This window comes from Spirillospora sp. CA-294931 (assembly GCF_050946795.1).
In the GTDB taxonomy this organism is placed as follows: Bacteria; Actinomycetota; Actinomycetes; order Streptosporangiales; family Streptosporangiaceae; genus Spirillospora.
On record NZ_CP192006.1, the window covers coordinates 7321607 to 7346854 of the forward strand.

General features: G+C 72.6%; 26 protein-coding genes. 8 read left to right on the top strand and 18 right to left on the bottom strand.

Features of this window, described 5'->3' with window-relative positions; all coding sequences use genetic code 11:
- Nucleotides 1–2: 2 nt before the first annotated feature.
- Both ACQPY4_RS33065 and ACQPY4_RS33070 read right to left on the bottom strand, forming a co-directional pair.
- Nucleotides 3–449, bottom strand: coding sequence for an SRPBCC family protein (locus tag ACQPY4_RS33065; protein WP_433327645.1), 447 nt, complete (start codon nucleotides 447–449; stop codon nucleotides 3–5).
- Nucleotides 446–931: a hypothetical protein gene (locus tag ACQPY4_RS33070; RefSeq protein WP_433327647.1), complete on the bottom strand. Its 486-nt coding sequence runs from the start codon at nucleotides 929–931 to the stop codon at nucleotides 446–448. The genes ACQPY4_RS33065 and ACQPY4_RS33070 overlap by 4 nt, the downstream gene beginning before the upstream one ends.
- Before the next feature lie 50 nt (nucleotides 932–981).
- On the opposite strand from ACQPY4_RS33070, the gene ACQPY4_RS33075 reads away from it, so the two are divergent.
- On the top strand, nucleotides 982–1299 hold the full coding sequence (locus ACQPY4_RS33075; protein ID WP_433327649.1) for a hypothetical protein: 318 nt from the start codon (nucleotides 982–984) through the stop codon (nucleotides 1297–1299).
- 37 nt (nucleotides 1300–1336) lie between these two features.
- On the opposite strand, the gene ACQPY4_RS33080 is transcribed toward ACQPY4_RS33075, so the two are convergent.
- The 8 genes from ACQPY4_RS33080 to ACQPY4_RS33115 form a co-directional block, all read right to left on the bottom strand.
- Nucleotides 1337–2650, bottom strand: a complete 1314-nt coding sequence (locus tag ACQPY4_RS33080; protein ID WP_433327651.1) for an alkaline phosphatase PhoX — start codon at nucleotides 2648–2650, stop codon at nucleotides 1337–1339.
- Between the two features lie 150 nt (nucleotides 2651–2800).
- Entirely contained in the window at nucleotides 2801–3313 is a 513-nt protein-coding gene (locus ACQPY4_RS33085) for a GNAT family N-acetyltransferase (RefSeq protein ID WP_433327656.1), read from the bottom strand.
- Between the two features lie 5 nt (nucleotides 3314–3318).
- On the bottom strand, nucleotides 3319–4140 hold the full coding sequence (locus tag ACQPY4_RS33090; protein WP_433327679.1) for an ABC transporter ATP-binding protein: 822 nt from the start codon (nucleotides 4138–4140) through the stop codon (nucleotides 3319–3321).
- The gene (locus ACQPY4_RS33095; RefSeq protein WP_433327681.1) at nucleotides 4137–5159 is read right to left on the bottom strand and encodes a FecCD family ABC transporter permease; all 1023 of its coding nucleotides are present in this window, start codon (nucleotides 5157–5159) and stop codon (nucleotides 4137–4139) included. Before ACQPY4_RS33095 ends, ACQPY4_RS33090 begins: the two co-directional genes overlap by 4 nt.
- Complete coding sequence (locus tag ACQPY4_RS33100) at nucleotides 5156–6145, bottom strand: FecCD family ABC transporter permease (RefSeq protein WP_433327683.1); 990 nt, start codon at nucleotides 6143–6145, stop codon at nucleotides 5156–5158. Before ACQPY4_RS33100 ends, ACQPY4_RS33095 begins: the two co-directional genes overlap by 4 nt.
- On the bottom strand, nucleotides 6142–7140 hold the full coding sequence (locus ACQPY4_RS33105) for an ABC transporter substrate-binding protein (protein ID WP_433327685.1): 999 nt from the start codon (nucleotides 7138–7140) through the stop codon (nucleotides 6142–6144). The genes ACQPY4_RS33100 and ACQPY4_RS33105 overlap by 4 nt, the downstream gene beginning before the upstream one ends.
- Before the next feature lie 37 nt (nucleotides 7141–7177).
- Nucleotides 7178–8023 (bottom strand): siderophore-interacting protein, encoded by an 846-nt coding sequence (locus ACQPY4_RS33110; protein ID WP_433327687.1) that lies wholly within the window; start codon nucleotides 8021–8023, stop codon nucleotides 7178–7180.
- Nucleotides 8024–8119: 96 nt separating this feature from the next.
- Entirely contained in the window at nucleotides 8120–8929 is an 810-nt protein-coding gene (locus ACQPY4_RS33115; RefSeq protein ID WP_433327689.1) for a class I SAM-dependent methyltransferase, read from the bottom strand.
- A 156-nt stretch (nucleotides 8930–9085) separates the two neighbouring features.
- On the opposite strand from ACQPY4_RS33115, the gene ACQPY4_RS33120 reads away from it, so the two are divergent.
- Nucleotides 9086–9685, top strand: a complete 600-nt coding sequence (locus tag ACQPY4_RS33120; RefSeq protein WP_433327691.1) for a TetR/AcrR family transcriptional regulator — start codon at nucleotides 9086–9088, stop codon at nucleotides 9683–9685.
- A complete protein-coding gene (locus tag ACQPY4_RS33125) occupies nucleotides 9682–10476 on the top strand; it encodes an alpha/beta hydrolase family protein (protein WP_433327693.1) in 795 nt (264 codons plus the stop codon). Before ACQPY4_RS33120 ends, ACQPY4_RS33125 begins: the two co-directional genes overlap by 4 nt.
- A gap of 43 nt (nucleotides 10477–10519) precedes the next feature.
- Here the strand turns inward: ACQPY4_RS33125 and ACQPY4_RS33130 are convergent, their stop codons facing one another.
- From ACQPY4_RS33130 to ACQPY4_RS33145, 4 genes are read right to left on the bottom strand one after another with little or no spacing between them, the layout of a single operon-like run.
- The gene (locus ACQPY4_RS33130; protein WP_433327695.1) at nucleotides 10520–11110 is read right to left on the bottom strand and encodes a TIGR00730 family Rossman fold protein; all 591 of its coding nucleotides are present in this window, start codon (nucleotides 11108–11110) and stop codon (nucleotides 10520–10522) included.
- Entirely contained in the window at nucleotides 11110–11919 is an 810-nt protein-coding gene (locus ACQPY4_RS33135; protein ID WP_433327697.1) for a TIGR00730 family Rossman fold protein, read from the bottom strand. The genes ACQPY4_RS33130 and ACQPY4_RS33135 overlap by 1 nt, the downstream gene beginning before the upstream one ends.
- Nucleotides 11920–11952: 33 nt before the next feature.
- On the bottom strand, nucleotides 11953–12318 hold the full coding sequence (locus ACQPY4_RS33140; protein ID WP_433327699.1) for a hypothetical protein: 366 nt from the start codon (nucleotides 12316–12318) through the stop codon (nucleotides 11953–11955).
- Nucleotides 12312–13652 (bottom strand): hypothetical protein, encoded by a 1341-nt coding sequence (locus tag ACQPY4_RS33145; RefSeq protein WP_433327701.1) that lies wholly within the window; start codon nucleotides 13650–13652, stop codon nucleotides 12312–12314. The genes ACQPY4_RS33140 and ACQPY4_RS33145 overlap by 7 nt, the downstream gene beginning before the upstream one ends.
- Before the next feature lie 214 nt (nucleotides 13653–13866).
- Here ACQPY4_RS33145 and ACQPY4_RS33150 point away from each other — a divergent pair, with 214 nt between their 5' ends.
- Together ACQPY4_RS33150 and ACQPY4_RS33155 are read left to right on the top strand one after the other, a co-directional pair.
- Nucleotides 13867–14397 carry a hypothetical protein gene (locus ACQPY4_RS33150; protein ID WP_433327703.1) on the top strand — a complete coding sequence of 177 codons (531 nt, stop codon included), beginning with the start codon at nucleotides 13867–13869 and terminating at the stop codon, nucleotides 14395–14397.
- Nucleotides 14398–14400: 3 nt separating this feature from the next.
- On the top strand, nucleotides 14401–16518 hold the full coding sequence (locus ACQPY4_RS33155; protein WP_433327705.1) for a bifunctional polysaccharide deacetylase/glycosyltransferase family 2 protein: 2118 nt from the start codon (nucleotides 14401–14403) through the stop codon (nucleotides 16516–16518).
- A gap of 3 nt (nucleotides 16519–16521) precedes the next feature.
- On the opposite strand, the gene dapE is transcribed toward ACQPY4_RS33155, so the two are convergent.
- Entirely contained in the window at nucleotides 16522–17577 is a 1056-nt protein-coding gene (gene dapE, locus ACQPY4_RS33160) for a succinyl-diaminopimelate desuccinylase (protein WP_433327707.1), read from the bottom strand.
- Between the two features lies 1 nt (nucleotide 17578).
- Nucleotides 17579–18415, bottom strand: a complete 837-nt coding sequence (locus ACQPY4_RS33165) for a 2,3,4,5-tetrahydropyridine-2,6-dicarboxylate N-succinyltransferase (protein WP_433327709.1) — start codon at nucleotides 18413–18415, stop codon at nucleotides 17579–17581.
- Between the two features lie 68 nt (nucleotides 18416–18483).
- Between ACQPY4_RS33165 and ACQPY4_RS33170 the strand changes: the two genes are divergently transcribed.
- Together ACQPY4_RS33170 and ACQPY4_RS33175 are read left to right on the top strand one after the other, a co-directional pair.
- Nucleotides 18484–19368 carry a hypothetical protein gene (locus tag ACQPY4_RS33170; RefSeq protein WP_433327711.1) on the top strand — a complete coding sequence of 295 codons (885 nt, stop codon included), beginning with the start codon at nucleotides 18484–18486 and terminating at the stop codon, nucleotides 19366–19368.
- Nucleotides 19365–22151: a BTAD domain-containing putative transcriptional regulator gene (locus ACQPY4_RS33175; protein WP_433327713.1), complete on the top strand. Its 2787-nt coding sequence runs from the start codon at nucleotides 19365–19367 to the stop codon at nucleotides 22149–22151. The genes ACQPY4_RS33170 and ACQPY4_RS33175 overlap by 4 nt, the downstream gene beginning before the upstream one ends.
- Before the next feature lie 2 nt (nucleotides 22152–22153).
- Here the strand turns inward: ACQPY4_RS33175 and ACQPY4_RS33180 are convergent, their stop codons facing one another.
- On the bottom strand, nucleotides 22154–23032 hold the full coding sequence (locus ACQPY4_RS33180) for an SDR family NAD(P)-dependent oxidoreductase (protein WP_433327715.1): 879 nt from the start codon (nucleotides 23030–23032) through the stop codon (nucleotides 22154–22156).
- An 86-nt stretch (nucleotides 23033–23118) separates the two neighbouring features.
- On the opposite strand from ACQPY4_RS33180, the gene ACQPY4_RS33185 reads away from it, so the two are divergent.
- Nucleotides 23119–23727, top strand: coding sequence for a TetR/AcrR family transcriptional regulator (locus ACQPY4_RS33185; protein ID WP_433327717.1), 609 nt, complete (start codon nucleotides 23119–23121; stop codon nucleotides 23725–23727).
- 7 nt (nucleotides 23728–23734) lie between these two features.
- Here the strand turns inward: ACQPY4_RS33185 and ACQPY4_RS33190 are convergent, their stop codons facing one another.
- Nucleotides 23735–25192, bottom strand: coding sequence for an aldehyde dehydrogenase family protein (locus ACQPY4_RS33190; RefSeq protein WP_433327719.1), 1458 nt, complete (start codon nucleotides 25190–25192; stop codon nucleotides 23735–23737).
- Between the last annotated feature and the right edge of the window lie 56 nt (nucleotides 25193–25248).

Here is a 25248-nt window from a genome sequence, read left to right on the forward strand (position 1 = left end):
TTCTACCTGATGGGTACGACGGTCTCGGCCAGCCGCGTCAGGCGGCGCAGCCCGAGCCCCATGAACGCGCGGACGACCGGCCCCGCCGCCAGCCAGCCGGCGCGGCCCAGAACGCCCAGCGGCAGGTCGACCCGCTCGGCCCACAGGATGCGGCTCCCGCCGTCCGGCAACGGCGTGACCTGGAAGAACGCCTCACCGCGCACGACCTTGCCGGTGTGGCGGACGGCGACCCGCCGTCCCGGCGTCCACTCGGTGATCACCATCGTGTCGAGGAAGCCGACCGGGCCGACGCCCGTCCAGGCCTCCAGCTCGGCGCCGACCTCGTGGCCGCCCCGGGCCGAGGTGAACGGCATCCAGTCGGCGTGGCGCGGCCAGTCGGTCAGGACGTCGAACAGGCGCTCGGCGGAGACCGGGGTCATGGCCTCGGCGTGCACGGCCACCTGGCTCACAGCGCGGTCTCCTCGGCTTCCTGGTGCTTGATCAGATCGACGGCGCCGCCGTTGTCGGCGGGAGGGGTCCAGGGCTCGTTCGCGGCGGGTTCGGCGCCGAACTCGGCCGTCCAGCGGCCGTGTTCCTCGTTCGTCCAGCCCGGGGACTCCTCGTCCGTCCAGCCGCCCTCGTGCTCGGCCAGGCGGCGCTTGAGCTCGGCGCACTGGTGCTCAAGCGCGGCCATACGGGCATCGCGCTCAGACAGGGCGTAGGCCAGCCGGTGGAGGGCCTCGTCGGTGACGTCGGCCCGGTAGCCCCACAGGGAGCGCGGAAGGCGGAGCATCGCCACCTCGGCGCCCGTGACGGGACGGCCTTCGGGCTGCATGATCGGAGGATACTCGGGCTGGATCTCCGTCAGCTCGCCGCCTCTGCCCATGGCCAGGGCCACGACGGCGCCCAGCACGGCCACGGCCGCCAGGGCGAGGACCACAACCACGATCATGCTCCGATCTGTCTACGTCTCCGCATGACGATCGTGCCATGCTCGGGAGCATGGAGTCGCATGACCGCAGGGTCCTGTCCCCCGGGGAGCCCGTTCCCGCGGGCGTGACGGACGCTGGGCAGACCCCGTCCGCGCCCCGAGTGCAGGCGCTGCTGACGTCGGGCGTCCCGGTACTGGTGGAGCTGGTCTCGGACGACACCGAGCCCGACCCCGGGCTTCTGGCGGCCGCTTCGGTCTACGCCTGGCTGGGGGTCACGGTGTTCCGCGCCCCCGATACGCAGCATCCTGCACTCGTCCAAGTCCTGGACATGGTGGCTTCGGTCGAGGGCAGCCGTCCCCCGGCCCTCTCCCGCCGCGGCCTCGCCTGACGGCAGGCGGGGATGCCGTCAGGCTCCGACTGGGCCCTCAGCCCTCGATGCGGTCCCAGGGCCCCGTGATGGCGAACGTGACGCCCGGGGACTGGCGGTTGGCGTACAGCGTCCGGCCGTCCGGGGAGAACGTGGCCCCGGCGAACTCGCTGTCGTTGAGGGCGTTGCGGGCGAAGGCGAACGCCTCGCCCTTGCGGGTCGTGCCGATCAGGTGCTGCTCGCCGTCGCCGTCCTCGGCCAGGATCACGCCGCCGCCGTAGGGCGACACGGTGATGTTGTCGGGACCGTCGAACTTGCCGCCCGGCTTGAAGATCAGCTCCAGCTCGACGGTGTCGGTGCTCGGGTCGTACTTCCAGACCTGGCCCGCGTGGTCGGCGGCGGCGCCGTCCGACTTACGGGAGAAGCTGGCCACGAAGTAGGCCTTGCCCCGGCTCCACCAGGCGCCCTCGAGCTTCTGGCTACGGGTGATCTTCTCGAACTGCTTGCGGGTGGACGTCGCGGCGGCCGACGGGTCGGGCACCTTCACCCACTTGACCCGGAACTTCTCCCCCGGCTCCTGCGCCAGCGACATGTCGGGCAGGTCGCGCGCGTACATCGCCTCCAGGCGGCCACCCTCCATGTAGGCGTGGTAGTAGCCGCGGTGGGCGCGGGGGCGGAAGCGGTAGAACAGCCCGAACGGCTTGCTGGCGTCCTCGGTGAGGTAGGCCGCGTGCGTGTTCGGGTCGATCGCCACCGCCTCGTGCGCGAACCGGCCGAGGCCCGTCAGCGGCACCGGCTTGGTGACCCTGTTGTGCGGGTCGACCTCGAAGACCCAGCCGTGCGACTTGGTCTGGCCGGTGAAGCCCTCGGTCTCCTCGCAGGTCAGCCAGGTGCCCCAGGGGGTGGCGCCACCGGCGCAGTTGGTCGAGGTGCCCGCCAGGCTGATGTGCTGGCCGACCAGGTTCCCCTTGCCGTCGACCTCCAGCGTGGTCGTCCCGCCGAACGCCGCCGGGTCGTAGACCAACCCCGCGGGCGCGACGGGCTTGACGCCGGACGCGGTCTGCTCGTGGTTGCGCACCAGCCGCACGGTCGACGGCTTGCTCCCCGGGAACGTCGCCATCCCGTCGTGCTTGCCGGGCACCTTGACCCCAGGGGCGATCTCATCGCCCTCAGCCGACAGGAGCTTGTAGGAGAACCCCTCCGGCAGGTCCAGCACACCCTTGGGGTCGGGCACCAGCGGACCGTAACCGAGCACCTCGCCCGTCTCGGCCCCCGCGGACGTCTGGAATACGGAATCGAGGCTGCCGGCCAGGGCGATGGACAGCGCACCAGCCGCCCCGCCCTTCACCACCCCACGTCGAGACACGGACATATAGGACTCCTTCGCGTGATTACGACCACGCCGGAGCCTGCTCCCACCCCCTGAACACGAGATGAACGCGCCACGAACCCCCCGGCAAACCCCCAGGGCACGCAACCCGGAGAATCTCACCCTCCACCCGTGAGCAGTCAGAGCACTCTGTCAGAGGGATTTCTGAAAGCGGGTGTAGGTGTCGAAGGCGGCTACCGGGGTGAAGCCGAGACGGCGGACCAGAGCGACGCTGGAGGTGTTGCCGTGGGTGACCCCGGCGAAGATGTCGGTGGCGGCCAGAACAGTACGAGCTTGCTCGAACAGAGCCTCGCACGCTGCCCGCGCGTACCCCTTGCCCGTGGCGGACTCAGCCAGCCAGCAGCCCAGACCGTAGTGGGGCGGGTTGGCCGCGATGAGGCTGATCTGGCCGACCAGCTCGCCGTGCAGGCGAATCCCGTAGGCCCTTTCGAAGGGATCGGGTGGCCCTTCGAAGGCCGCGCGCACCTCGTCCCTGGACGCCCCCACCTGCTCGGTGAAGTCACCGTGGCGGGTCAGATGCCCCCGGTTGGCCTGGACGAGCGCCCAGCAGGCATCGGCGTCGCCGGGCTCTAGAAGCCTGAGGGTCAGCCCCTCGATAGACGTCACGAACTCGTCGGGCAACGCGTCGAGAAGGCCTTGGCTCATGGACGTCACCCTAAGGACGACCCCCGGGGAGGACCACCGATTTTCGCCCGGACGAGGGTCGGGACGACCATCGGGGCGCCGGTCACCGGGTCGGGCAGGACGACGCAGGGCAGATCGAAGACCTCCTCGAGCAGGGCCGCGTCCACGATGTCGGCGGCGGCGCCCTGGGCCACGATCCGGCCGTCCTTCATCGCGACCAGGTGATCGGCGAACCGGCAGGCCTGGTTGATGTCGTGCAGCACGGCGACGACCGTGCGGCCCTGGTCGCGCAGCCGCGCCAGGAGGGCGAGCAGCCGGTACTGGTGGGCCAGGTCGAGGAAGGAGGTCGGCTCGTCCAGCAGCAGGTACGGCGCGTCCTGGGCCAGCACCATGGCGATCCAGACCCGCTGCCGCTGCCCGCCCGACAGCTCCCGTACGGGCCGTCCGGCCAGATCGGCGACGCCGGCGACGTCCATCGCCTCGGCGACCGCGCGCTCGTCCTCCACCGACCACAGGGCCAGCGGTGACTGGTGCGGGAAGCGGCCCCGGCCGACGAGCTGCCCGGCCCTGATGTCTTCGGGAACCGCCGGATCCTGCGGCAGGAAGGCGAGCGACCTGGCCAGGGCCTTGCCGCGGAAGGCGCCGACGTCGCGGTCGTCGAACCGGACGGCGCCGGTCGACGGGCGCAGCAGCCGCACGAACGCGCGCAGCAGGGTCGACTTGCCGCAGGCGTTGGGGCCCACGATGGCGGTGAACGCGCCGTCGGGGACGTCCAGGTCCAGGCGCGTCGACACCACGCGATCGCCGTAGCTCAGCGTGATCTCCTGGGCGCGCAGCCGCGCTGTCATCGTCGCCTCACTTCCTGGCCCAGCAGCCAGAGCAGATAGCAGCCGCCGATCGCCGTGGTGACCACGCCGACCGGGAGCGATTCGGGCGCCAGCAGCATCTGCGCGACCAGGTCGGCGCCCAGGAGCAGCACCATCCCCGTCAGCGCCGCCGGAAGGAGCGGGACGCCCGGGGCGCGGGCCAGCCTGCGGCCGATCTGCGGGGCGGCCAGCGCGATGAACACGATCGGGCCTGCCACCGCCGTCACGGTGGCGGTGAGGCCGACGCCGACCAGCACCATCCGCAGCCGCAGCCGGCCCAGGCCGACGCCCGTCGCCGCCGCGACGGCATCGCCGAGTGCGGCCTGGTGCATGGCATGGGCGAGGGCCGCCATCGCCGCCAGCAGCACCGCGATGACGACGAGCGGAACGGTCAGGTCCGTCCAGCCGACGCCGTTGAGCGAGCCCGCGCTCCAGCCGTCCGCGGCGATCGCGACCTCCAGCTCGGCGCGCAGCACGATCCACGCGTTGAGGGCGTTGGCCATGGCGTTCACCGCGATGCCGATGACGATGAGCCGCATCCCGGAAGGGCCGCCGCCCCCGGACGACAGCAGGTAGACGGCGGCGGCCGCGAGCAGGCCGCACAGGACCGAGGTCGCCGCGAGCTGGACGGGCGTCCCGGACAGGACGGTCAGCGCGATGAGCGCGCCGGTGTAGGCGCCGGCGTCCAGGCCGATGACGTCCGGGCTGCCCATCGGGTTGCGGGTGAGGTTCTGGAAGATCGCCCCGGACACCCCGAGCGCGGCGCCGAAGACCAGGGCGGCCAGCACGCGGGGCAGGCGCCAGTCCCGGACCACCACCACCGCGTCGCCCGAGCCGGTGAGGGCGGCGGCCACGTCGGCCGGGCCGACCCAGGAGGCGCCGTAGCACAGGCCCAGCGCGGCGAGCCCGAGCGCGGCGGTGACCAGGGCGGCCGACACCGCCAGGGTGCGGCGCGGGACATGGACGGCACGGCCCCGGCCGCGAACTGTGAGTGTGCTCACGGCGTCCCCGCCCCGTATCGCCGGACGACCCAGATCAGCACCGGGCCGCCGGCGAACGCCGTGACGACAGCGACCGGCATCTCGCCGTCCGGCAACAGCACCCGAGAGCCGATGTCGGCGCCCAGCAGCAGGATCGGCCCGAGGACCGCGGCGTAGGCGATGAGCCACGGGGCCGAGCCCGGCACGGGACGCCGGGCCAGCTGCGGCACGATCATGCCGACGAACAGGATCGGCCCGGCCGCCGCCGTGGCCGCGCCCGCCAGAACCGTGATCAGCACGAGCGCCGCGCACCGCACGCGCGTGACGTTCGCGCCCAGAGAGCGCGCCACGTGCTCGCCGAGGACGACGGCGTCGAGCGCGCGGCCGAGCAGCAGGGCGCCGGCCAGGGCGAGCCCGATCGCCACCAGCGGGACGAGCATCGGCGCCTGTTCGCGGCCCGCCAGCGACCCGACCGACCAGAAGCGGTACTTGTCGAAGACGTCCGGCGCCATCAGCCGCATCCCGTGGGCGACCCCGCTCAGCACCGCCGTCAGCGCGACCCCGGTGAGCACCAGCCGCAGCGGCGAGGTCCGGCCGACCGCGTACACCAGCCCGGCGGCCAGCGCCGCGCCGACCATGGCGAGCGCGAGCTCGCCCCCGGGTGCGGCGGCGGCGCCGAGCCAGGCGCCCACCGTCATCGCGAAACCGGCGCCCGCCGTGACCCCGAGGATTCCGGGCTCGGCGAGCGGGTTGCGCGACAGCGTCTGGATCAGCGCGCCCGCGACGCCCAGCGCGGCGCCCACCCCGATGCCGAGCAGGGCGCGCGGCACCCGCGTGTCCCGGACGATCATCTGGTCGGACGAGCCGTCATAGGCCACGAGGGCGCGGACCACCTCCGCGGGCGCGACGGCGTGGGCACCGACGCCCATGCTGAGCAGGGCGACGGCGACGAGCGCGACCAGCCCGCCGGCGAGCATCGCGGCCTGGCGCGCCGTGGCGGCCGTCACCGGCCGAGCAGCGGGGCGAACGCCCGGTCGACCGCGTCGAGCGTCCGCAGGGCCTGCTTGTAGCTCGCCGCCTCGGTGTAGCGCAGCGGGTAGGCCCGGCCCGCCTTCACCGCGGGCAGGTTCTTCCACAGCCCGGACCCGAGCACGTACTTGACGGCCTCCGGCACGGTGCCGTCGGGGCTGACGGAGTAGGTGACGACGTCGGCCCCGGCGAACGCGGACGCGAGCTCCTCGATGGAGAGGTTCTCGCTCACCGCGCGGGAGCCGGGGCCCTTCTTCCTGACCTGGCCGTAGTACCTCGCGCCGACGTCGTTGGCCACGTTGGTGCCCCAGGACCCGTCGAACTCGCGCTGGAAGGTGCCCTTGGCCACCTCGCCGTAGGCGCCGACGTGGGCGAGCTTCAGCTTCGGGAGGACGTCCTTGTACTTGCGGGCGAGCCGGGCGGCCTCGGCGTCATAGGCGACCTTGGCCGCGTCGAGGTTCTTCACGACGCCCGCGGCGTCGGCCTGACGGCGCGACAGCTCGCGCCACGCCGACGGGACCGTCGGCCCGATGGCCGCCACCGGCGCGATGGACTTGAGGCGGGCGACGTCGATGTCGCCGAGCACGGGAGCCGGGACGCCGATGACGATGAGGTCGGGCCTGGCCTTGGCGATGCCCTCGTAGTTGGTCTCGGCCGCCGCCTCCCCCGCGATCTTCGGCAGCGCGTCGTAGGCGGCCTTCACCTGGGCGTCCATCATCGGCAGACCGCGCTTCCAGGTGGAGATCCCGACCAGCGGCGCACCGGCCTCGATCAGGGCCGGCACCGCGTATCCGGTCGCCACAATGCGTCGCGGACGGACCGGGACGGTGACGGTGCCGTTGTCGGCCTTGACCGAGCGGGTGGCGCCCCCGGCTCCGGATCCGTCCGAGCCGCCGGACGAGCATCCCGTGGCGACCAGGGCCACGGACAGCAGCAGGGCCGTGCGGCGACGGGCCGTTCGACGATCAAACATGGGGGGTTTCCTTGTCGTTCGGACGGTCGAAAAGGGGTCAGTCGTCGTCATAGTCGGCGACGCCTCGTTTCCAGTAACCGGTGATGTCGTGGTCGTCCCTGGCGAGCCGCAGCTCGTCGCGGACCCAGCGGCGCAGCGGCTTGAGCTCTCCGGCCTCGCCCGCGAGCCAGACGTGGAGGCGGTCGCCGCCGGGGACGCGGATCGCGCGGATGGCACGTTCCAGCAGCCCGGCGGTCCCGGGTGCCGGCTCGCCGCGGTGCAGCCAGCGGATCTCCACGCCTTCGGGCGCCGTCAGCTCGATCTCCTCGGCGGGCCCCGCGACCTCGATGAACGCCCAGCCCGCCGCAGTCGGGGGCAGCTCTTCGAGGCGGCGCGCGATCGCCGGCAGGGCGGTGAGGTCGCCGCCGAGCAGGTACCGGTCGTAGGCGTGCGGGACGATCAGCCCGCCGGGCGGGCCCGCGACGTGCGCCACGGCTCCCGGTTCGACGGCCTCGGCCCAGGCCGCCCCGAGGCCGCCGCCGTGCAGCGCGATGTCGAGGTCGAGTTCTCCGGCGGCCGCGTCGTAGCGCCGCACCGTGTACTCGCGCGAGGTCGGTACCGGGCGCGGCCAGCGCAGCATCAGCCCGTCGGGCTCGGGGACGCGCAGCGTGCCGTCGGCGTCGGGGAAGAGCAGCTTGACGTGCTCGTCCGGGGCGTGGGCCTCGAACCCGTCCAGGCCCGGTCCCCCAAGAGTCACCCGAAGCAGGCCCGCCCCGACCGGCGCCGTGCGCAGCACCTCGACCGCACGGATCCGGATCGGATAACCCACCTTCTCGGGCCGCGCACCAGCACGAACCTCCGCGATCCGCTCCAGATGCCGGTGCCGATGGTCGGGACGACTCACGGGGCTCCTTCCGGTGGTGGTCCGCTCACGATCAAAGTTAGGCTAGCCTAACCTCACATTGATCTTGAAGCGACCCCCGCCACCGGAACCGCGGCGTCAGGGCGTGGCCAGCGCCGCGGTGACGACGAGGGCCGTGTACTTCATGGTGAAAGCGCCACCCATGGCGTCGATGGCGGCACCGACCCCGGCCAGGACCTCGCCCAGTTGCTCCCGCGAGAACTGGCTGTGGTCGCCCTGGGTGGGCAGTTGGTCGAGCCATGCGGCCTTGTCGTAGACGTACTCCCATTCGAACCGCCATAGCTCGGGCTCACCGAACCCGCCCGCCTGGCGGATTCCGCCCACGGTCCTGGTGGAGAACGGGGAGGAGCCGAGCGGCGGCGTCGGCATGCAGAAGGCGCGGGTGGCCAGCGCGTCCGGCACCACCTTGGAGTAGACCTCGCCGAAGGCCTCCCGGGCCCGGGCCGGGGGTTCGGCGACGTTCCAGAAGGCCGCCAGCCGCCCGCCCGGACGCAGCACCGACGCCGCCTTCGCCGCGCCCGCCACGGCGTCAACCCAGTGCCACGCCTGGCCCGACACCACCCCGTCGAAGCGGCGCCCCGCGGGGTCCCATTCCTCGAACCGCCCGACCTCCGTCTCGGTTCCCCGGGCCCGAGCGAACTCGGCCATGCGCGCGTCCGGCTCCACGCCCAGGACCGTGCAACCGGCCGCCTGGAACTGCCGCGCCGCGATGCCCGTGCCCGCACCCACGTCCAGCAGGTCCACGGCGGGGCACGACCGCACCAGGCGGTCGACCATGGCGCCCGGATAGCGGGGCCGCGTCCGGTCATAGCGCTCGGCGTCGACTCCATAGGACTCGGCCACCCGCCGGTGCCGGTGAAGCTCACCACCGGATTCTGATGTGCTCATGCGGACCACGCTAATGGGCGATTGCCCACTCCTCAACAATCAAAGTGGGCGCACGCCCACAAAGCTGGCACATCCCCTAGCCTCCGGGACGTTTCCTCCCCGACCTATAATGACCGGGCGCCCACTGTGAACGGGCGAGCGCGGGGAGGGGTCCGGGTGCCGACTGGAGTGGCGCTCCGCGACGTCCGCGAGCAACTGTTCGCCGCCGCCGAGCGGGTTCTGCTCCGGGACGGGCCGAACGCCCTGACCAGCCGCGCGCTCACCACCGAGGCGGGCTGCGCCAAGGGCGTCCTGCACCGGCATTTCGCCGACTTCGACGCCTTCCTCGCCGAGTTCGTCCTCGACCGCGTCCAGCGGATGGACGCCCAGGCCGAAGCCCTGCGCACCGCAGCGGGAACCGGCGAGGTCGCCGACAACCTCACCCGGGCCCTGACCGCCCTGTTCGGCTCGGTCGCCGTCGCGATCGTCGCCCTGATCACCTTCCGCGACGAGCTCCGCGACCGCCTGCGCCAGACCTGGCCCGCCGGTGTCCCGATGCTCACCGAGGCGGTCTCGATGATCGCCGACTATCTCACCGCCGAACGCGAGCGGGGACGCCTGGCCCCTGACGCCGACATCGACACCCTCGCCCCCACCCTGATCGGGGCCGGGCACCTGCTGTTCGCCGACCGGAAGAGCGCCCCACCCGACCCCGCCGCCGTCCGCAAGATGGTCGCCACGGTCCTCGGCGAGGCCCCGGAGGGGCTGACCCGATGACCACGTCCGACGACTACCCCTCTCCCCTGGACCGGCTGACGCGCGTTCCACGGGACGCCTACCAGGTCGTCCGCTACGGCACCGGGCCGGAGCGGTTCGGCGAGTACTGGCCGGGAGGCGACGGGGCGGCCGTCGTCCTCGTCCACGGCGGCTACTGGCGGGCGCGCTACCGCGTGGACCTGTTGCGCCTGCTGGCCGCCGACCTCAACGCCCGGGGATACGCGGTGTGGAACATCGAGTACCGGCGGATGGACCTGCCGGGCGGCGGCTGGCCCGGCACCTTCGACGACGTCTCCGCCGCGCTCGACGCGGTGACCGGCCTCGGCGCCGGGGCGATCGACCCCGCCAGGGTGGGGCTGGTCGGCCACTCGGCCGGCGGGACGCTGGCACTGTGGGCGGCCCATCGGGCGGCGGTGCCGCCCGCCGCCGTGGTGTCGCTGGCGGGCGTGTGCGATCTCGCGCTGGCCGCGCGGCTGGGGCTCAGCGACGGCGCCGTGGCCGAGTTGCTCGGCGGCGGCCCGGCCGACCGGCCGGCGGTGTACCGGCGGGCCGACCCGGCGGCGCTGGCTCCGCTCGGTGTGCCGCAACTGCTGGTGCACGGGACCGCCGACGCGGACGTCCCGTTCGAACTGAGCCGCCGCTACGCCGTGGCGGCGGGCCCCGAGGCGACGCTCCTGGCCCTGCCGGGCGCCGACCACTTCGATGTGATCACCCCGGACTCCGCGGCCTGGCCGCGGATCGCCCGCGAGCTGGCCCGGATGCTCCCGGCCCGCGAACGCGAGGACGCCTGAGGCAATCGGCGGATCGTCCGGTGGTGGACGACCCGCCGCGTCGTCAGAGTTCGGCTTCGGCGTAGTCTTCGAGGGTGGGTTCTATGTGGGGCTGGGAGCGTTCCAGCAGGTCGAAGGCCTCGGGGATGGACGCGGTCCAGCCGATGGCGTCGAAGATCTTCGGGCGGGCGAAGCCCTGGTCGGCCAGGCCGGTCATGAGGGCGCGCAGGGGCTCGTAGACGCCGGTGGGGTCGAGGATCACCAGGGGCTTGTCGTGCATGCCCAGAACGCGGGCCGTCCAGATCTCGAACAGCTCCTCCAGGGTGCCGATGCCACCGGGGAGCACCAGGAAGGCGTCGCTGCGACGGTCCATCTCGCCCTTGCGCGAGCGCATGTCGGGGGTGACGATCTGCTCGTCGTTGTCCTCGTCGGACAGCTCCACCCTGGCCAGGCCCTTGGGGATGACCCCGACCGACCGGGCGCCGCCCTCGCGGGCCGCACGGGCGACGGCCCCCATGCACGACACGCGCCCCCCGCCGCTGACCAGGCTGTGGCCCCGGCGGGCGAGCTCGGCCCCGACCTCGGCGGCGAACTCGACGTACCGCTTGTCGATCTTGTTGCTGGAGGCGCAGAAGACGCAGACGGCCAGGCCCATCAGCTGCCGTCCCCGGCCTGCTCGGCCGCCGCCTCCTGGGCCGCGCGCTCGCGCTTGAGCTGCTCGCGCTGGTGCTCGTGGGCGTCGACGATCACGCGGACGGCCTCGTCCGGGTCGTCGGTGAGGTGGAAGAGGTCCAGGTCCTGCGGGGAGATCTTGCCCGAGGACAGCATTTGGTCCTTGACCCAGTCCAGGAGGCCGGCCCAGAACGCGGTGCCTACCAGAACGATGGGGAAACGGGTGATCTTCCTGGTCTGGACGAGCGTGATCGCCTCGAAGAGTTCGTCCAGGGTGCCGAAGCCGCCGGGGAGAACGATGAAGGCCTGGGAGTACTTGACGAACATGGTCTTGCGGACGAAGAAGTAGCGGAAGTCGAGCCCGATGTCGATGTAGTCGTTGAGCTTCTGCTCGAAGGGGAGCTCGATGCCGAGGCCGACCGAGAGGCCGCCGTTATCGTCGCAGCCCTTGTTGGCCGCCTCCATGATCCCGGGGCCGCCGCCGGTGATCACCGCGTAGCCCGCGTCGTGCAGCTTGGCGCCGATCTCGACGGCCAGCTCGTACTCTTCGGAGCCGGGCTTGGTGCGGGCGCTGCCGAAGACGCTGACGGCCTCGGGGATCTCGGCCAGCAGGCCGAAGCCCTCGACGAACTCCGCCTGGATGCGCAGCACCCGCCACGGGTCGGCGTGGACCCAGTCCGAGGGGCCGCGGTCGTCCAGCAGCCGCTGGTCGGTGGTGGTCTGCGGGACGGACCGTCCGCGCAGCATCGCGGGGCCCTGGCGTCGCTTGTTGGGGTTCAGCTCCGAAGTCATGCCCTCACCGTAGCCAAGCCCGTCCATGGCCCGTCAGAAATATCCGTCCTCGCCCCGGGTCGAGCGGAGCCGGGACGCGAGCCACCGGCCCGGGGCCGCTCCGGCGGCGCCCGCGACGATCGCGGCGGCGGTCCCGAGCAGGGGCTGCCCGGAAACGGCGGTCAGCGCGAACGCCGCGAGGACGAGGAGCGGTGGGAGCGCCGTGTCCCTGAGGCGGCCGCGTCCGGTCAGGGTGCCCGCCAGCGCCGCGACCAGGCAGATGAGAAAGGCGGGAACCGCGCTCCAGAGGACGGTGTCGCGGGTGCCGTCGATCTCCCCCTCGACCTGGAGCATCGTGAGGCCGGTCACCACGCTTCCCAGCAGGTAGGCGGTGAGAGCGATGAGGATCGATTTCACCATGACCAGTCCTCGTCTTTCGGCGTGCACTCCTTGAAGGGCTTCCAGACGCGTGCGCCGTCCGGGCCCGGGGCGCCGAGATACTCGCCCTTGGTCGCGCTCTGGTCGCGCTTCTGGATGCTCACGTTGACGCCCAGCTTGAGTCCGAGCTTGATTCTGGCGCCGTAGGCGAGGTCGCTGGAGCTGTAGGCGTAGTCGACCCTTTGCGTCCTCCCCTTCGTGTGAAGCAACCGCTGGAGAGGGGTCGCGTCGGGGCCGGGATCGCGGACCGGGGCCATGTCGTCCCAGGTGAGCCTGATCGCCGTGCCCACCTGGGCCAGGTCGCCGCGCAGGTACCGGTCGAAGGCCGCCCGCTCGGCGTCGGTGGTGATCGGCACCTCGGTCGTCGTCGCGGTGAGCGTGCCGTTGACGATGGTGGTACGGGTCAGCGTCATCGTGCTCAGCTTCCCGTTCCGGTCGAAGGTGAGCTTGAGGGAGCCGGCGATCTGCCCGATGAACTCCTTGTTGTCGATGACGTAGGCGCCGCCCGCCTTGCCGCCCCCGGTGAGCTCCACGGTCACCGAGGAGGAGCCGTCGCGCTTGTCCTTCTCGACGACGGACTTGGCCTTCGCGTCCACCGCCAGGTAGGCGTTGAGGTGCGGTTTGACCTTGACGTCCCAGGACGGAGGGCCGAAATCGATGCCCCCGACGACGCTGCCCGTCTCGCCGTACTCGTACTCGCGGCGGGCGATATGGGAGTCGGGCACTTTGGCCGGGAAAGCCTGCTCCATGCCCTTGCCGAATGACCAGGTTATTGGATTCTTCTTCATCGCCTTGTATTTGGCCCTGTTCTTGATCTGGCCGATGAACCTGTCGGCCTCGTCCTCGTCGTCGAAAATCCAGGAGTCGCCGATACCGACCTTGAACCCGAACTTGGCGCCGGCGTCGGCTCCCACGTTGACGCTCTTGCCGAAGTTGAACCCGGCCCCGACACCGAACCCGACACCGAAGGACGTGCCGTCGACGGCGGTGACCGTCACCTTGCCCGTGGAGTCGGTGGAGCGGATGAAGGTGAGGTCCTGCCCGATCGTGAAGACGGCGATGTCGACCGAGGCGCCGTAGGTCCGGGTGGACGAGGAGGTCGTGCAGGCGGACGGTTTCAGGTCCTGATCGCCGGGTTTCTCGCACTTCTTCTCGTCGTGCTCGAAGAGCCTGCAGATCGCGGAGTCGACCTCCCGGGCGAACTGGCCCTGCGGCACGAGGAGAAAGGCGAAGGCGCCGAGGACGAACGCGCCGACGAGAATGAGCGCCCCGTATTCGAGCGAGGTCGCTCCGGCGTCTCGGGTACGGACTGTCACCTTGCCCCCAGGGTTCGTTCGGTCAGGCGGTCAGACGTCGCGGATCAGGAGGGCGGTTCGGTGCGCGATTGTGAGGAATTGGTGGGGATTCTCGGCTCGTGGCGGCCTTTTGCCTCCGTTCTTTCCTCCTCGGCCGTGTGACCTGGCGGTCGTCCGGCGGACGCCGGACAGACGGAGCAGTGACACCGGAGGCGTTCGCGGCGCTGATTCGTTCGTGGCCATCGAATCCCCCACCGACCGCGAGGCGGCGAGCGGCGAGCCCGCTACCGGCTCGCCCGTCTTCGTCGACGCCTCCGGGCGTCGCGCCAAGGGCGCCCGACGCCTGGGCGTCCTCGCCGGCGGCCTGCTCGCCGCCTATCTCGCCGTCGTCGGGACCAACCTGATGACCGGCGCCGACGTACCGCTGACCCCCTGGCCGACCGGTGGAGGCTCGGACTCCGCCGACCGGCCCCAGCTGGAGAAGGAGCGGGTGACCGGCCAGCGCGGGCGGGGGGAGGATCGGTCCGAACCCGGGGCGCAGCCCGTGCCGTCCGGGCGGAATCCGCAGCCCGGCGCGAGCCCGGGTAGGAGCGCGCAGGGCGGACGTCCCCGGTCCTCGAACGCGCCGGTCGTTCCGCCGGCGGGGACGACCGCGCCGTCGCCGGTCCCCTCGACGGCCTCTCCCCTGCCCACCAGCCCGGGCAACTCGCATGCCACCCCGCCCGCCCACGGCCGCGACAAGCCGAAGAAGAACCCGCGCGGATAGGCGGTGAAGCGAAGCGACCCCAAGGGTCACTGGATTCTGCTTCTGCTCGGTGGGCTGGCCCTTGCCGTGGCCCTGCTTGTGAACGGATTCGCGAGCGGTGACATGGGTGAGGGGCACGGCGGGCCGGACGAGGCGGCGGCGCCCGCGCCGCCGGACGAGGCGACGCGGGCCGGGCCCGTTCTCAACCTGGACGACGGCAAGCTGCGCAGCGCACGGCCGTCCCCGGGGACGATCTCGCTGACGTTCGACGACGGCCCCGATCCCGAGTGGACGCCGAAGTTGCTGGACGTGCTGCGCCGATACGGGGCGCGCGCCACGTTCTTCTCCGTCGGCTCGCGCATCGCGGAGAACCCGGGCCTGGCCCGGCGGATGATCCGCGAAGGCCACGAGATCGGCTCGCACACCTACACCCATCTGGACATGGGCGCCGCGCCCGCCTGGCGGACCAGGCTGGAGCTCGACCTGACCCAGCGCGCTCTGGCCGGGGCCACCGGCCGGGGCACCCGCCTGGTGAGGCAGCCCTACTCGTCCACGCCCGACGGGCTGACCGGGACGCAATGGAGGGCCGCCCAGCTCGCGGCGAAGCAGGGCTACCTGACCGTGCTGACCGATCGCGACACCGAGGACTGGTCACGGCCGGGCGTCGAGAAGATCGTCCAGCGGGCGACGGGGACGGGACGGTCGCGCGAGGGCGCGATCGTGATGCTGCACGACTCCGGCGGTGACCGGACCGAGACCGTCCGGGGCGTGGAGGAGATCCTCCGGCGGCTGCAGGGGCAGGGGTACCGGTTCACCACGGTCTCGGAGGCCATCGGCCTGTCCGAGCGCAACCCCGCGGCCCCGCTTTCCGCGCGCATGGCCGGCAAGGCCCTGGTCTGGGGCCAGCAGGGCTCGGCCTGGCTGGTGGCCGGGCTGACGCTGCTGTTCGGCGCGGCCGCGGTGCTGACCGTGCTGCGGCTCGCCGTCCTGCTCGGCTTCGCCCGGTTCCATGTCGGACGGGTCAGACGACGGCCCCAGGGCCCGCCGTTCGCGCCGCGTGTGTCGGTGATCGTCCCCGCCTACAACGAGGAGGCGGGGATCGGGGCGACCGTCCGGTCGCTGCTGAACACCGGCCACGGGGCGCCGATCGAGATCATCGTGGTGGACGACGGCTCGACCGACCGGACGGCCGAGATCGTCGAGACGATGACGCACCTCGGCGGCGTCCGGCTGATCCGGCAGCCCAACGGCGGCAAGCCGAGCGCGCTGAACACGGGGATCGCGGCGGCCCGCGCGGAGATCGTGGTGCTGGTCGACGGCGACACGGTGTTCCAGCGCGACACGATCGGCAACCTGGTGGCACCGCTGGCCGACCCGTCGGTCGGCGCCGTCAGCGGCAACACCAAGGTCGCCAACCGCGGCGGGATCATCGGACGCTGGCAGCACATCGAGTACGTGATCGGGTTCAACCTGGACCGGCGGATGTTCGACGTCCTCCAGTGCATGCCCACCATCCCCGGGGCGATCGGCGCGTTCCGCCGCCAGGCGCTGATCTCGGTGGGCGGCGTCCCCGGGGACACGCTCGCCGAGGACACCGACCTGACGATGGCGATCTGCCGCGCCGGGTGGCGGGTGGTGTACGAGGAGAGCGCGCTGGCCTGGACCGAGGCGCCCGCGTCGATCCGGCAGCTGTGGCGGCAGCGCTACCGCTGGTGCTACGGGACGCTCCAGGCGATGTGGAAGCACCGCCGCTCGCTGGTCCAGGGCGGCAGGTCGGGGCGGTTCGGGAGGCGCTGCCTGCCGTACCTGGCGGTGTTCCAGGTGGCGCTGCCGCTGTTCGCCCCTGCCGTGGACGTCTTCACCCTGTACGGCCTGGTGTTCCTCGACCCGAGCAAGCTCGCGGTGACGTGGCTGGCGTTCACGGTGTTGCAGGCCATGGCCGGGGCCTACGCGCTGCGGCTGGACGGCGAGCCGACTCGGACGCTGTGGGTGCTGCCGCTCCAGCAGGTGGTGTACCGCCAGCTCATGTATCTGGTGGTGATCCAGTCGCTGGTCACGGCGCTGCTGGGGGCGCGGCTGCGCTGGCACACCATCCGCAGGGCGGGCACGTTCTCTTCCCCGAACGAGCCCGCCCTGCGGTAGCGGTCAGGCGAGCCAGGCGCGCATCCGGCGCTCGCAGTCGGCGATCAGCGGGATCTCGACGTACTCGTTCTTGGTGTGCGCCAGGGGCGGGTCGCCCGGGCCGAAGTTGACCGCAGGGACGCCGAGGAGCGAGAACAGCGAGACGTCCGTCCAGCCCAGCTTGGCCCGCACCTCGGCGCCGCTGGCCGCGACGAACGCGGCGGCGGCGGGGTGGGTCAGGCCAGGGCGGGCGGCGGCGGCCGCGTCGACGATCGCGACCTCGAAATCGGCGAAGACCTCGCGGACGTACTCCTCGGCCCGCGCGAGGGATTTGTCGGGGGCGAAGCGGTAGTTGACGGTCACCACGCACTCGTCGGGGATCACGTTGCCCGCCACGCCGCCGCGCACGAACACCGCGTTGAGGCCCTCGTGGTACTCCAGGCCGTCCACGACCGGCTTGGTCGGCTCGTAGGCGCGCAGGACGTCCAGGACGCCCCCCGCCGCGTGGATGGCGTTGGAGCCCATCCAGGCGCGCGCACTGTGGGCGCGCTCGCCCCTGACGGTGATCTCGGCGCGCATGGTGCCCTGGCAGCCGCCCTCGATGAGGCCGCCGGTCGGCTCCATCAGCACCGCGAAGTCGCCCGCGAGCAGCTCGGGACGGTCACGCGCCACCCGCTTGAGGCCGTTGCGGTCGGCCTCGACCTCCTCGCACTCGTAGAACACGAACGTGAGGTCGCGGCTGGGCTCGGGCACGGTCGCGGCCAGCCGCAGGGCCACCGCGACACCGCTTTTCATGTCGGTCGTCCCGCACCCGTACAGCCGGTCGCCCTCGACGCGCGAGGGCAGGTTGCCGTTGAGCGGGACGGTGTCGAGATGGCCCGCCAGGATGACGCGCTCGGGTCGTCCGAGCCCGGTGCGGGCCACGACGGTGTCGCCGTCGCGCTCGACCGCCAGGTGCGGCAGCGCCCGCAGCGCCTCCTCGACGGCGTCGGCGAGGGCCTTCTCGCCGCCGCTCACCGACTCGATGTCGACGACCGCCGCGGTGAGGTCCGCGACGTCGGAGAACAGGTCCAGGCGCATGTCAGGTGTTGATGCCGTGGTGGCGCAGGATGTCGTTGAGCTCGGCCTTGTCGTGCCGCCGTCCCGCTTCGAGCCGCTTGAGGATCAGCACGGCGGGCAGGCCGAACGTGCCGCCCTTGAAGTCCTTGGCGCGGGTGCCGCCGACCGCGACGCACCAGTCGGGGATGCGGCCCCGGCTGATCTCCTCGCCGGTCTCGACATCGATGACCGGCATGGACGCCGACAGGTTGGTGCCGGAGCCGACCACCGCGCCCTTCCCGACCCGGGCGCCCTCGACGATCATCGAGCGGCTGCCGATCATGGCCTCGTCCTCGATGATCACCGGGACGGCGTTCGGGGGCTCCAGGACGCCGCCGATACCGACGCCGCCGGACAGGTGGACGTTCTTGCCCACCTGCGCGCACGACCCGACCGTGGCCCAGGTGTCGACCATCGTGCCCGAGTCGACGTAGGCGCCGATGTTGGTGAACGAGGGCATCAGCACCACGCCCGGGGCCAGGTGGGCGCCCCAGCGGGCGATCGCGCCCGGGACGACGCGGACGCCGTCCAGGCGGCTCTTGAGCGGGATCCGGTCGTGGTACTGGAAGTCGCCGACCTGGGAGCGCACCATGCCGAGCACCTTGAAGCTCATGAGGATGGCGCGCTTGGCGCGCTCGTCCACGACGACCCCGTCGGTGGCCGGGTCGACGAGGGCCACGCGGGCCTCGCCGGAGTCGAGCTGGTCGACGGCCGCGACGATGGCCGCGCGGGCCTCGCCGTCGTCGGGGGTGAGCTCGGCGCGCCGCTCCCACAGCTCGTCGATGACGGAGGAGATCGGGCTGGTGAACGTTTCGGTCATGGTCCCTGAGCTTACTGGTGACCCCACCTGATACGCGGCGAGAGCCCGCCTCCCGGTACGGTCGTCGCGTGGCTGCATGGGCGAGGCTGGGCACGTGGCCCCGGCGGTGGATCGCGATCGCGACGGTCGTCGCGCTGGCGCTGGGCGTCGGCGGGTACCTGCTGTTCAACCGGGCCCGTCCCTACCTGCACGGGTCCAGCTGCGAGGTGCGCACCTCGCTCGGCAAGATGCCCCTTGACCTGGAGCAGGCCGCCAACGCCTCGACGATCGCCGGTGTGACCTACCGCAAGCAGCTCCCCGAGCGCGCCGCGGTCATCGCCTACGCGACGGTGATCCAGGAGTCGCACATCCGCAACCTGCCGGGCGGCGACCGCGACTCGGTGGGCATGTTCCAGCAGCGTCCCTCGCAGGGCTGGGGCAGCCCCGACAAGCTGCGCGACCCCGTCCAGTCGACGAGCAAGTTCTACGACGCGCTGGTCAAGGTGAAGGACTACCTCGACCGCGACCTGCACGACGCCGCGCAGCTGGTGCAGCGCAGCGCGGACGGCCGCGCCTACGCCCAGCACGAGCCCGACGGCAAGCTGCTGGCCCGCGCGTTCACCGGGCGCGAGCCGTCGGCCGTGCGCTGCTGGTTCTCGCCCGACAAGAAGACCGACCCGCGCCGCGCCGTGGCGATCCGCGAGCTGCGCCGCTCGTTCGGCAGCAGGCTCGTCCAGGTAGACGGGCCCCCGGCGGTGATGAACGGGTCGGCGACGCCGACCGGCGAGTCCGACGCGATCCGGGTGTCGGGCCCCCGTTCGGGCTGGGCGCTGGCCTCGTGGGCGGTGACCCACGCGCAGGTCTACGGGCTGACCGAGGTCCGCTTCGGCGGCAGGCGCTGGACGTCGGAGGCGGGCCACGACGGCTGGACGAAGGACGCCGCGGCGTCTTCCGAGCGCGTGGTCATCAGGTGACCGGGGCGCCGCGCTTCTCGGTGCTGGGCCCGGTCCGAGCGTGGCGCGGCGACACCGAGCTCGACCTCGGCTCCCCCCAGCAGCGCGCGACGCTCGCGGTGCTGCTGCTGAAGGCCGGTCACGCCGTCCCGGCCGACGAGTTGGTCCAGGCGCTGTGGGAGGGCGACCCACCGACGCGGGCGGTCGGCACGCTGCGCACCTATGTGTCCCGGCTGCGCCGTGAGCTGGAGTTCGACCGCTCCCATCCGGAGCTGCTGGTCTCGGCCGGCGACAGCTACGTGCTGCGGGCCGACCCGGCGTCGATCGACGCGAACGTCTTCGAGGAGCGGCTGGCGGCGGCCGAACGGGCCCGCGCGGACGGCGACAGCGTCACGGCCGTGGCGCTGCTGCGCGCGGCGGGCGAGCTGTGGTCGGGCCCCGCGCTGAGCGGCCTGCCCGGCCCGTTCGCGTCGGCCCAGCGGTCGCGGCTGGACGAGCGGCGGCTCGGCGCGACGGAGGCCAGGCTGGAACTCTCCCTCGAACTGGGACGCCACGCTGCCTGCGTCGGCGAGCTGACGGCGCTGACCGCCGACCATCCGCTGCGCGAGTCGGTGCGGGAACTGCTGATGCTGGCGCTGTACCGCTGCGGGCGGCAGGCCGAGGCGCTCGGCGCCTACGCCGAGGCGCGGCGCGTCCTGTCGGAGGAGCTCGGCGTCGAGCCCGGCCCCGAGCTGCGCGACCTGCACCGGCGCATCCTCCAGGCCGATCCCGGGCTGGCCGCGCCGTCGGTGCCGCCCGAGGCGGGCGAGGCGCGTCCCCGCCCGGCCCAGCTGCCCTCGGACATCCCCGACTTCACCGGGCGCGAGGAGACGCTGGCCCTGCTCCGCGACGACCTGGTCGACGGCGGCGAGGTGATGGCGACCGTGCTGCTGTCGGGCATCGGCGGCGTCGGCAAGTCCGCGCTGGCGATCCATCTGGCGCACTCGGTCCGGAGCCAGTTCCCCGACGGGCAGCTCTATGTCGACCTGCGCGCGACCTCCGACCCCGCCGAGGTCCTGGCGGGGTTCCTGCGGGCGCTGGGCCAGGCCGAGTCGGCGATCCCCGAGGCCGTCGAGGAGCGGGCCGCCCAGTTCCGCTCGCGGGTGGCCGACCAGCGGCTGCTGATCGTGCTCGACGACGCCCGCGACGCCGCGCAGCTGCGCCCGCTGCTGCCGGGCACGCCCTCGTGCGCGGTGCTGATCACCAGCCGCTCGTGGCCCGCCGGGATACCGCTGGTGCGGCATGTGGCCCTGGACGCGCTCCCCCTCGACGACGCGCTCACACTTCTGGCCCGCATCGCCGGGGAGGCCCGGGTCGCCGACGAGCCCGTCGCGGCGCACCAGGTCGTCACCGCGTGCGGGTTCCTGCCGCTGGCCGTGCGCATCGCGGCGTCGCGGCTGGCGATGCGGCCCGCCTGGCGGCTGTCGCGCCTGGCCGAGCGGCTGTCGCGCGAGCGCCGGCGCCTGGCCGAGCTCCAGGTCGGCGACCTGGCCGTGGCGGCCTCGTTCCGGATCGGCTACGACCAGCTCGACGCCGGGACGGCCCGCGCGTTCCGCCTGCTGGCGCTGCCGGACGGCCCCGGCCTCTCCCCGGGTGCGGCGGCGGCCGTGCTCGACCTGCCGCCCGACGACGCCGAAGACCTCCTGGAGTCGCTCACCGACCTCGGGCTGCTCCAGTGCACCCGTCCCGGCCACTTCCGCTACCACGAGCTGCTCCGGCTGTTCGCCCGCTCGCTGGCCGAGGAGGAGGAAGGCGCGTCCGGCCGGCGCGCGGCCCTCGACCGGCTGCTGGACTCCTACCTCGCGGACGTGGCCGACCTGTACCGCGTGATCCGTCCCGGGTACCCCTTCGCCGACCTGGTGTCCTCCGTGCGCGAGACCCCGGCGTTCGCCGACCCGCTCACCGGCGTCGAGTGGATCCACGCCGAGCGTCCGGCGATCATGGCGGCGGCGACGCAGGCGCTGGACGACCCCGACGCCCCGCTGGAGCGGGTCACCGCGCTGACCCACGTCCTGATCCAGATGATCGACCTCGGCCTCGGCGTGCCCGAGCTCGGCGCGCTGGCCGAGCGCACCGCCACGGCGGCGCGGGGCGCGGGGTTCACCCTCGGCGAGGTGCGCGCCCGCTACACCCATTTCTGGGCGCTGTACGAGACGGGACGCTCGGACGAGGCCCGCGCCGAGATGGAGCGCCTGATCCCGCTGTGCCGGGAGACGGGCCAGCGCGTCATGCTGGCTCCCGCGCTGGCCGGACGCGCCCTGGCCAACATCGACCAGGGCCGCGACGCGGAGGTCATGTCCTGGTGCGACGAGGCGATCGCGCTGGCCTCGGGCCTGGGCAACCTCTCCTCGGCGGCCTTCGTCGGCAGCGTCGTCGGCCACGCCCATGTGGCGATGGGCCTGTTCGAGCGCGGCCTGCGCGAGGCCGAGGAGAGCATGGCCGTCTTCCAGCGCCTCGGCGACCTCGTCGGCCAGGTGCACATGGTCTACGTCCGTGCCGAGGCCCTGTTCGGCCTGCACCACCTGGAGGAGGCCCTGGCCGCGTACCAGGAGTGCCTCACGCTCCTGCGCATGCTCGGCGCCCGCGAGCGCGTCCCCAGCGCGCTGGTCCGGCTGGCCCAGCTGCACATGGCCGCCGACCGTCCCGAAGAGGCCCTGGCCATGGCCGAGGAGGCCGTCCACGTGGCCGAGGAGGTCGGCCTGGAGGCCAACCGCGAGAGCGCGCTGGCGATGCTGCGCAAGCTGGTCTCCGCCCGAGGTCTGTGACCTCAGGCCTTGCGGGGCCTGGGACGGGCGGCGGGAGCGAGGGCGGCGAGGCGGTCGGCGGTGCGCGCGGCGGCCACCAGGGCGCGCTGGTAGCCGCGCGGGAAGGTGCGGGCCAGCAGGTCGAGCGCCACGGCGTCGGCGCCGATGCGGACGCGGCGGCGGTTGGCGGTGATGGCGGCGACGATGACCGTGGCGGCGCGCTCGGGGGTGGTGCGGGCGATCTTCTCGAAGAGGGCCGCGGTGCCCTCCTTGGTGCCGCCGCGCACGGCGGCGGTGCCCTCGTAGCGGGCGGAGGCGACGATGTTGGTGCGGATGCCCCCGGGGTGGACGGACGTCACGCTGACCGGGGAGCCCGCGAGGTCGAGCTCCATCCGCAGCGACTCGGTGAAGCCGCGGACGGCGAACTTGCTGGCGCAGTAGGCCGACTGGCTGGGCACGCCGAAGAGGCCGAAGACGCTGGAGACGTTGACGATGTGCCCGCCGCCCGAGCGCTCCAGGTGCGGGAGGAACGCGCGGGTGCCGTGGACGACGCCCCAGAAGTTGATGTCCATGATCCATTCGAGGTTGGGCTCGCTCATCGCGGCGGCGTCGGCGATGAGGGCGACGCCCGCGTTGTTGACCAGGATGTGGGCGCGGCCGTGCTCGGCCGTCACGGCGTCGGCGAAGGCGTAGATCGCCTCGCGGTCGCCGGCGTCCACGACATGGACGCTGACCTTGGCGCCGAGGCGCTCGGCGGCCACGGCCGTCTTCTTCAGCCCGTCCTCGTTGAGGTCGGACAGCGCCAGGTCGCAGCCGCGCCGGGCCAGCTCGCGCGCGGTGGCCGCCCCGATGCCGGACGCCGCGCCCGTCACCACCGCCACCTTGCCGTTCAGATCCCGCACGACGACCTCCCAGCAGTAACCCCGCCAAATCAGGAACCAAGCGGTGTCAGTTTGTATCTGAGACGGCCGCGTGTCAACATTTGGGTGTGGAGGATCGCCGGTACCGGGGCGCGAGCGCCGAGCAGAGGCGGCGGCGCAGGCGCGAACTCCTCGTCGAGGCCGGGCTTGAGGTCTTCGGGACGACCGGGTACCGCACGGCAACGGTCGACACGCTCTGCGCCGAGGCCGGGCTCACCAAGCGGTACTTCTACGAGTCGTTCCCCGATCGCGAGGCGCTGCTCCTGGCGGCGTACGAGCACGCGAACGGGCTGCTGCGCGACGCCGTCCTGGCCGCCGTCCCGCCGGACGAGCCCGATCCGCTGGTCATCGCCCGCATCGGGCTGCGCGCCGCGTTCACCTGCATGCGCGACGACCATCGCGTCTCGCGCCTGCTCTACGCCGAGATCCTCGGCGTCAGCCCCGCCGCCGACCGCGCCTACCAGGGCTGCGTGGAGACGTGGGCGCGCACCATCAGGGAGCTGGTGATCGCCGGTCCGTCCGGCCCCCGGACGGACCTGCTGGCCACCGCGGCCGTCGGCGCGATCACCGCGACCGCGATGCGCTGGGCCCTGACCGGGTACGCCGAGCCCGTCGACGACCTGGTCCAGGTGGTGGAGACGCTGCTCACCGGGACGGCCCTGGCGCGCGGCGGCTAGAACGCGGCTAGAAGGGGAAGCGGCTCCGGCCGTGCTGGATCGAGATCCACTTGGTCGTGGTGAACGCCTCGATCGTGGCGTCGCCGTTGAGACGGCCCACGCCCGAAGCCTTCTCGCCCCCGAAGGCGACGATGGGCTCGTCGTGGATGGTGCCGTCGTTGACGTGGATCATGCCGGTCTCGACGCGCTGGGCCAGGCGGACGCCGCGCTCGATGTCGCCGGTGTGCACCGCGCCGCTGAGGCCGAACGGCGTGTCGTTGGCGATGCGGACCGCCTCCTCCTCGCCGTCGAAGGGCACCACCAGGACGACCGGGCCGAAGATCTCGGTGCCGAGGATGGCGGAGTCGGGCGCCAGGCCGCCCAGGACGTAGGGCGCGACCATCGTCCCCTCGACCGAGCCCTGGAGCAGCGCGGTGGCGCCCTCGGCCAGCGCCTGCTCGACCTGCGTCCCGATGGTCTCGGCCTGGGAGGTGTTGATCAGCGGGCCGAGATGGGTCTCGGGGTCGCGGGGGTCGCCGACCTTCAGGCTCGCGACCTTGGCCACGAACCGCTCGGTGAACTCCTTCTCGACGGAGCGGTCGACCAGGACGCGGTTGGCGGCCATGCAGACCTGGCCCTGGTGGGCGAAGCGGCTGAAGACGGCCGCGTCGACGGCGTAGTCGAGGTCGGCGTCGTCCAGCACGATGATCGCGCTGTTGCCGCCGAGTTCGAGCACCGCGCGCTTGAGGTGGCCCGCCGCGACGCCCGCGACGTGCCGGCCGACCTTCTCCGACCCGGTGAAGGAGATGACCTTGGGGACGGGGTGCTCGATGAAGGCGTCGCCGATCTCGGCGATGTCGGTGACGACGACGTTCAGCAGGCCCTTGGGCAGGCCCGCTTCCTCCAGGAGCCAGGCGATCAGCGTCCCGCCGATGATCGGCGAGTGCTGGTGCGGCTTGAGGACGACGCCGTTGCCGAGCGCGAGCGCGGGGGCGACCGACTTCATCGCCAGGAAGAGCGGGAAGTTGAACGGGCTGATCACGCCGACGACACCGACGGGCAGCCGGTACTCGCGGTTCTCCTTGCCGTCGATGGGCGAGGGGAGGATCCGGCCCTCGGCGCGCAGCGCGAGGTGGGTGGCCTCGCGCAGCATGTCCTTGGTGAGGGAGAGCTCGAAGGCCGCCTTGAGCCGGGTGCCGCCCAGCTCGGCGATGATCGCCTCGGTGATCTCCTCCTCGCGGTCCTCGATGATCCGCAGGGCCCGCTCGAAGACCAGCCGCCGGGTGTAGGGGTTCACTTTTGCCCACGCGCGCTGCGCCCGCTCGGCGGCGCGGTAGGCCTGGTCGACCTGGTCGGCGGTGGCGGCCGAGATCACGGCCAGCCGCTCGCCCGTGTAGGGATCGACGTCGATGATCTCCCACGGGCCCTCGCCGGGCTTCCATTCGCCGTCGATGTACTGCGCGGCCAGCTGGGTGAAGAACGACATCTCCGCCCCTTCCCGTCGACTCGGACCGAACCCGCCCGGCATGATCATATTTCACC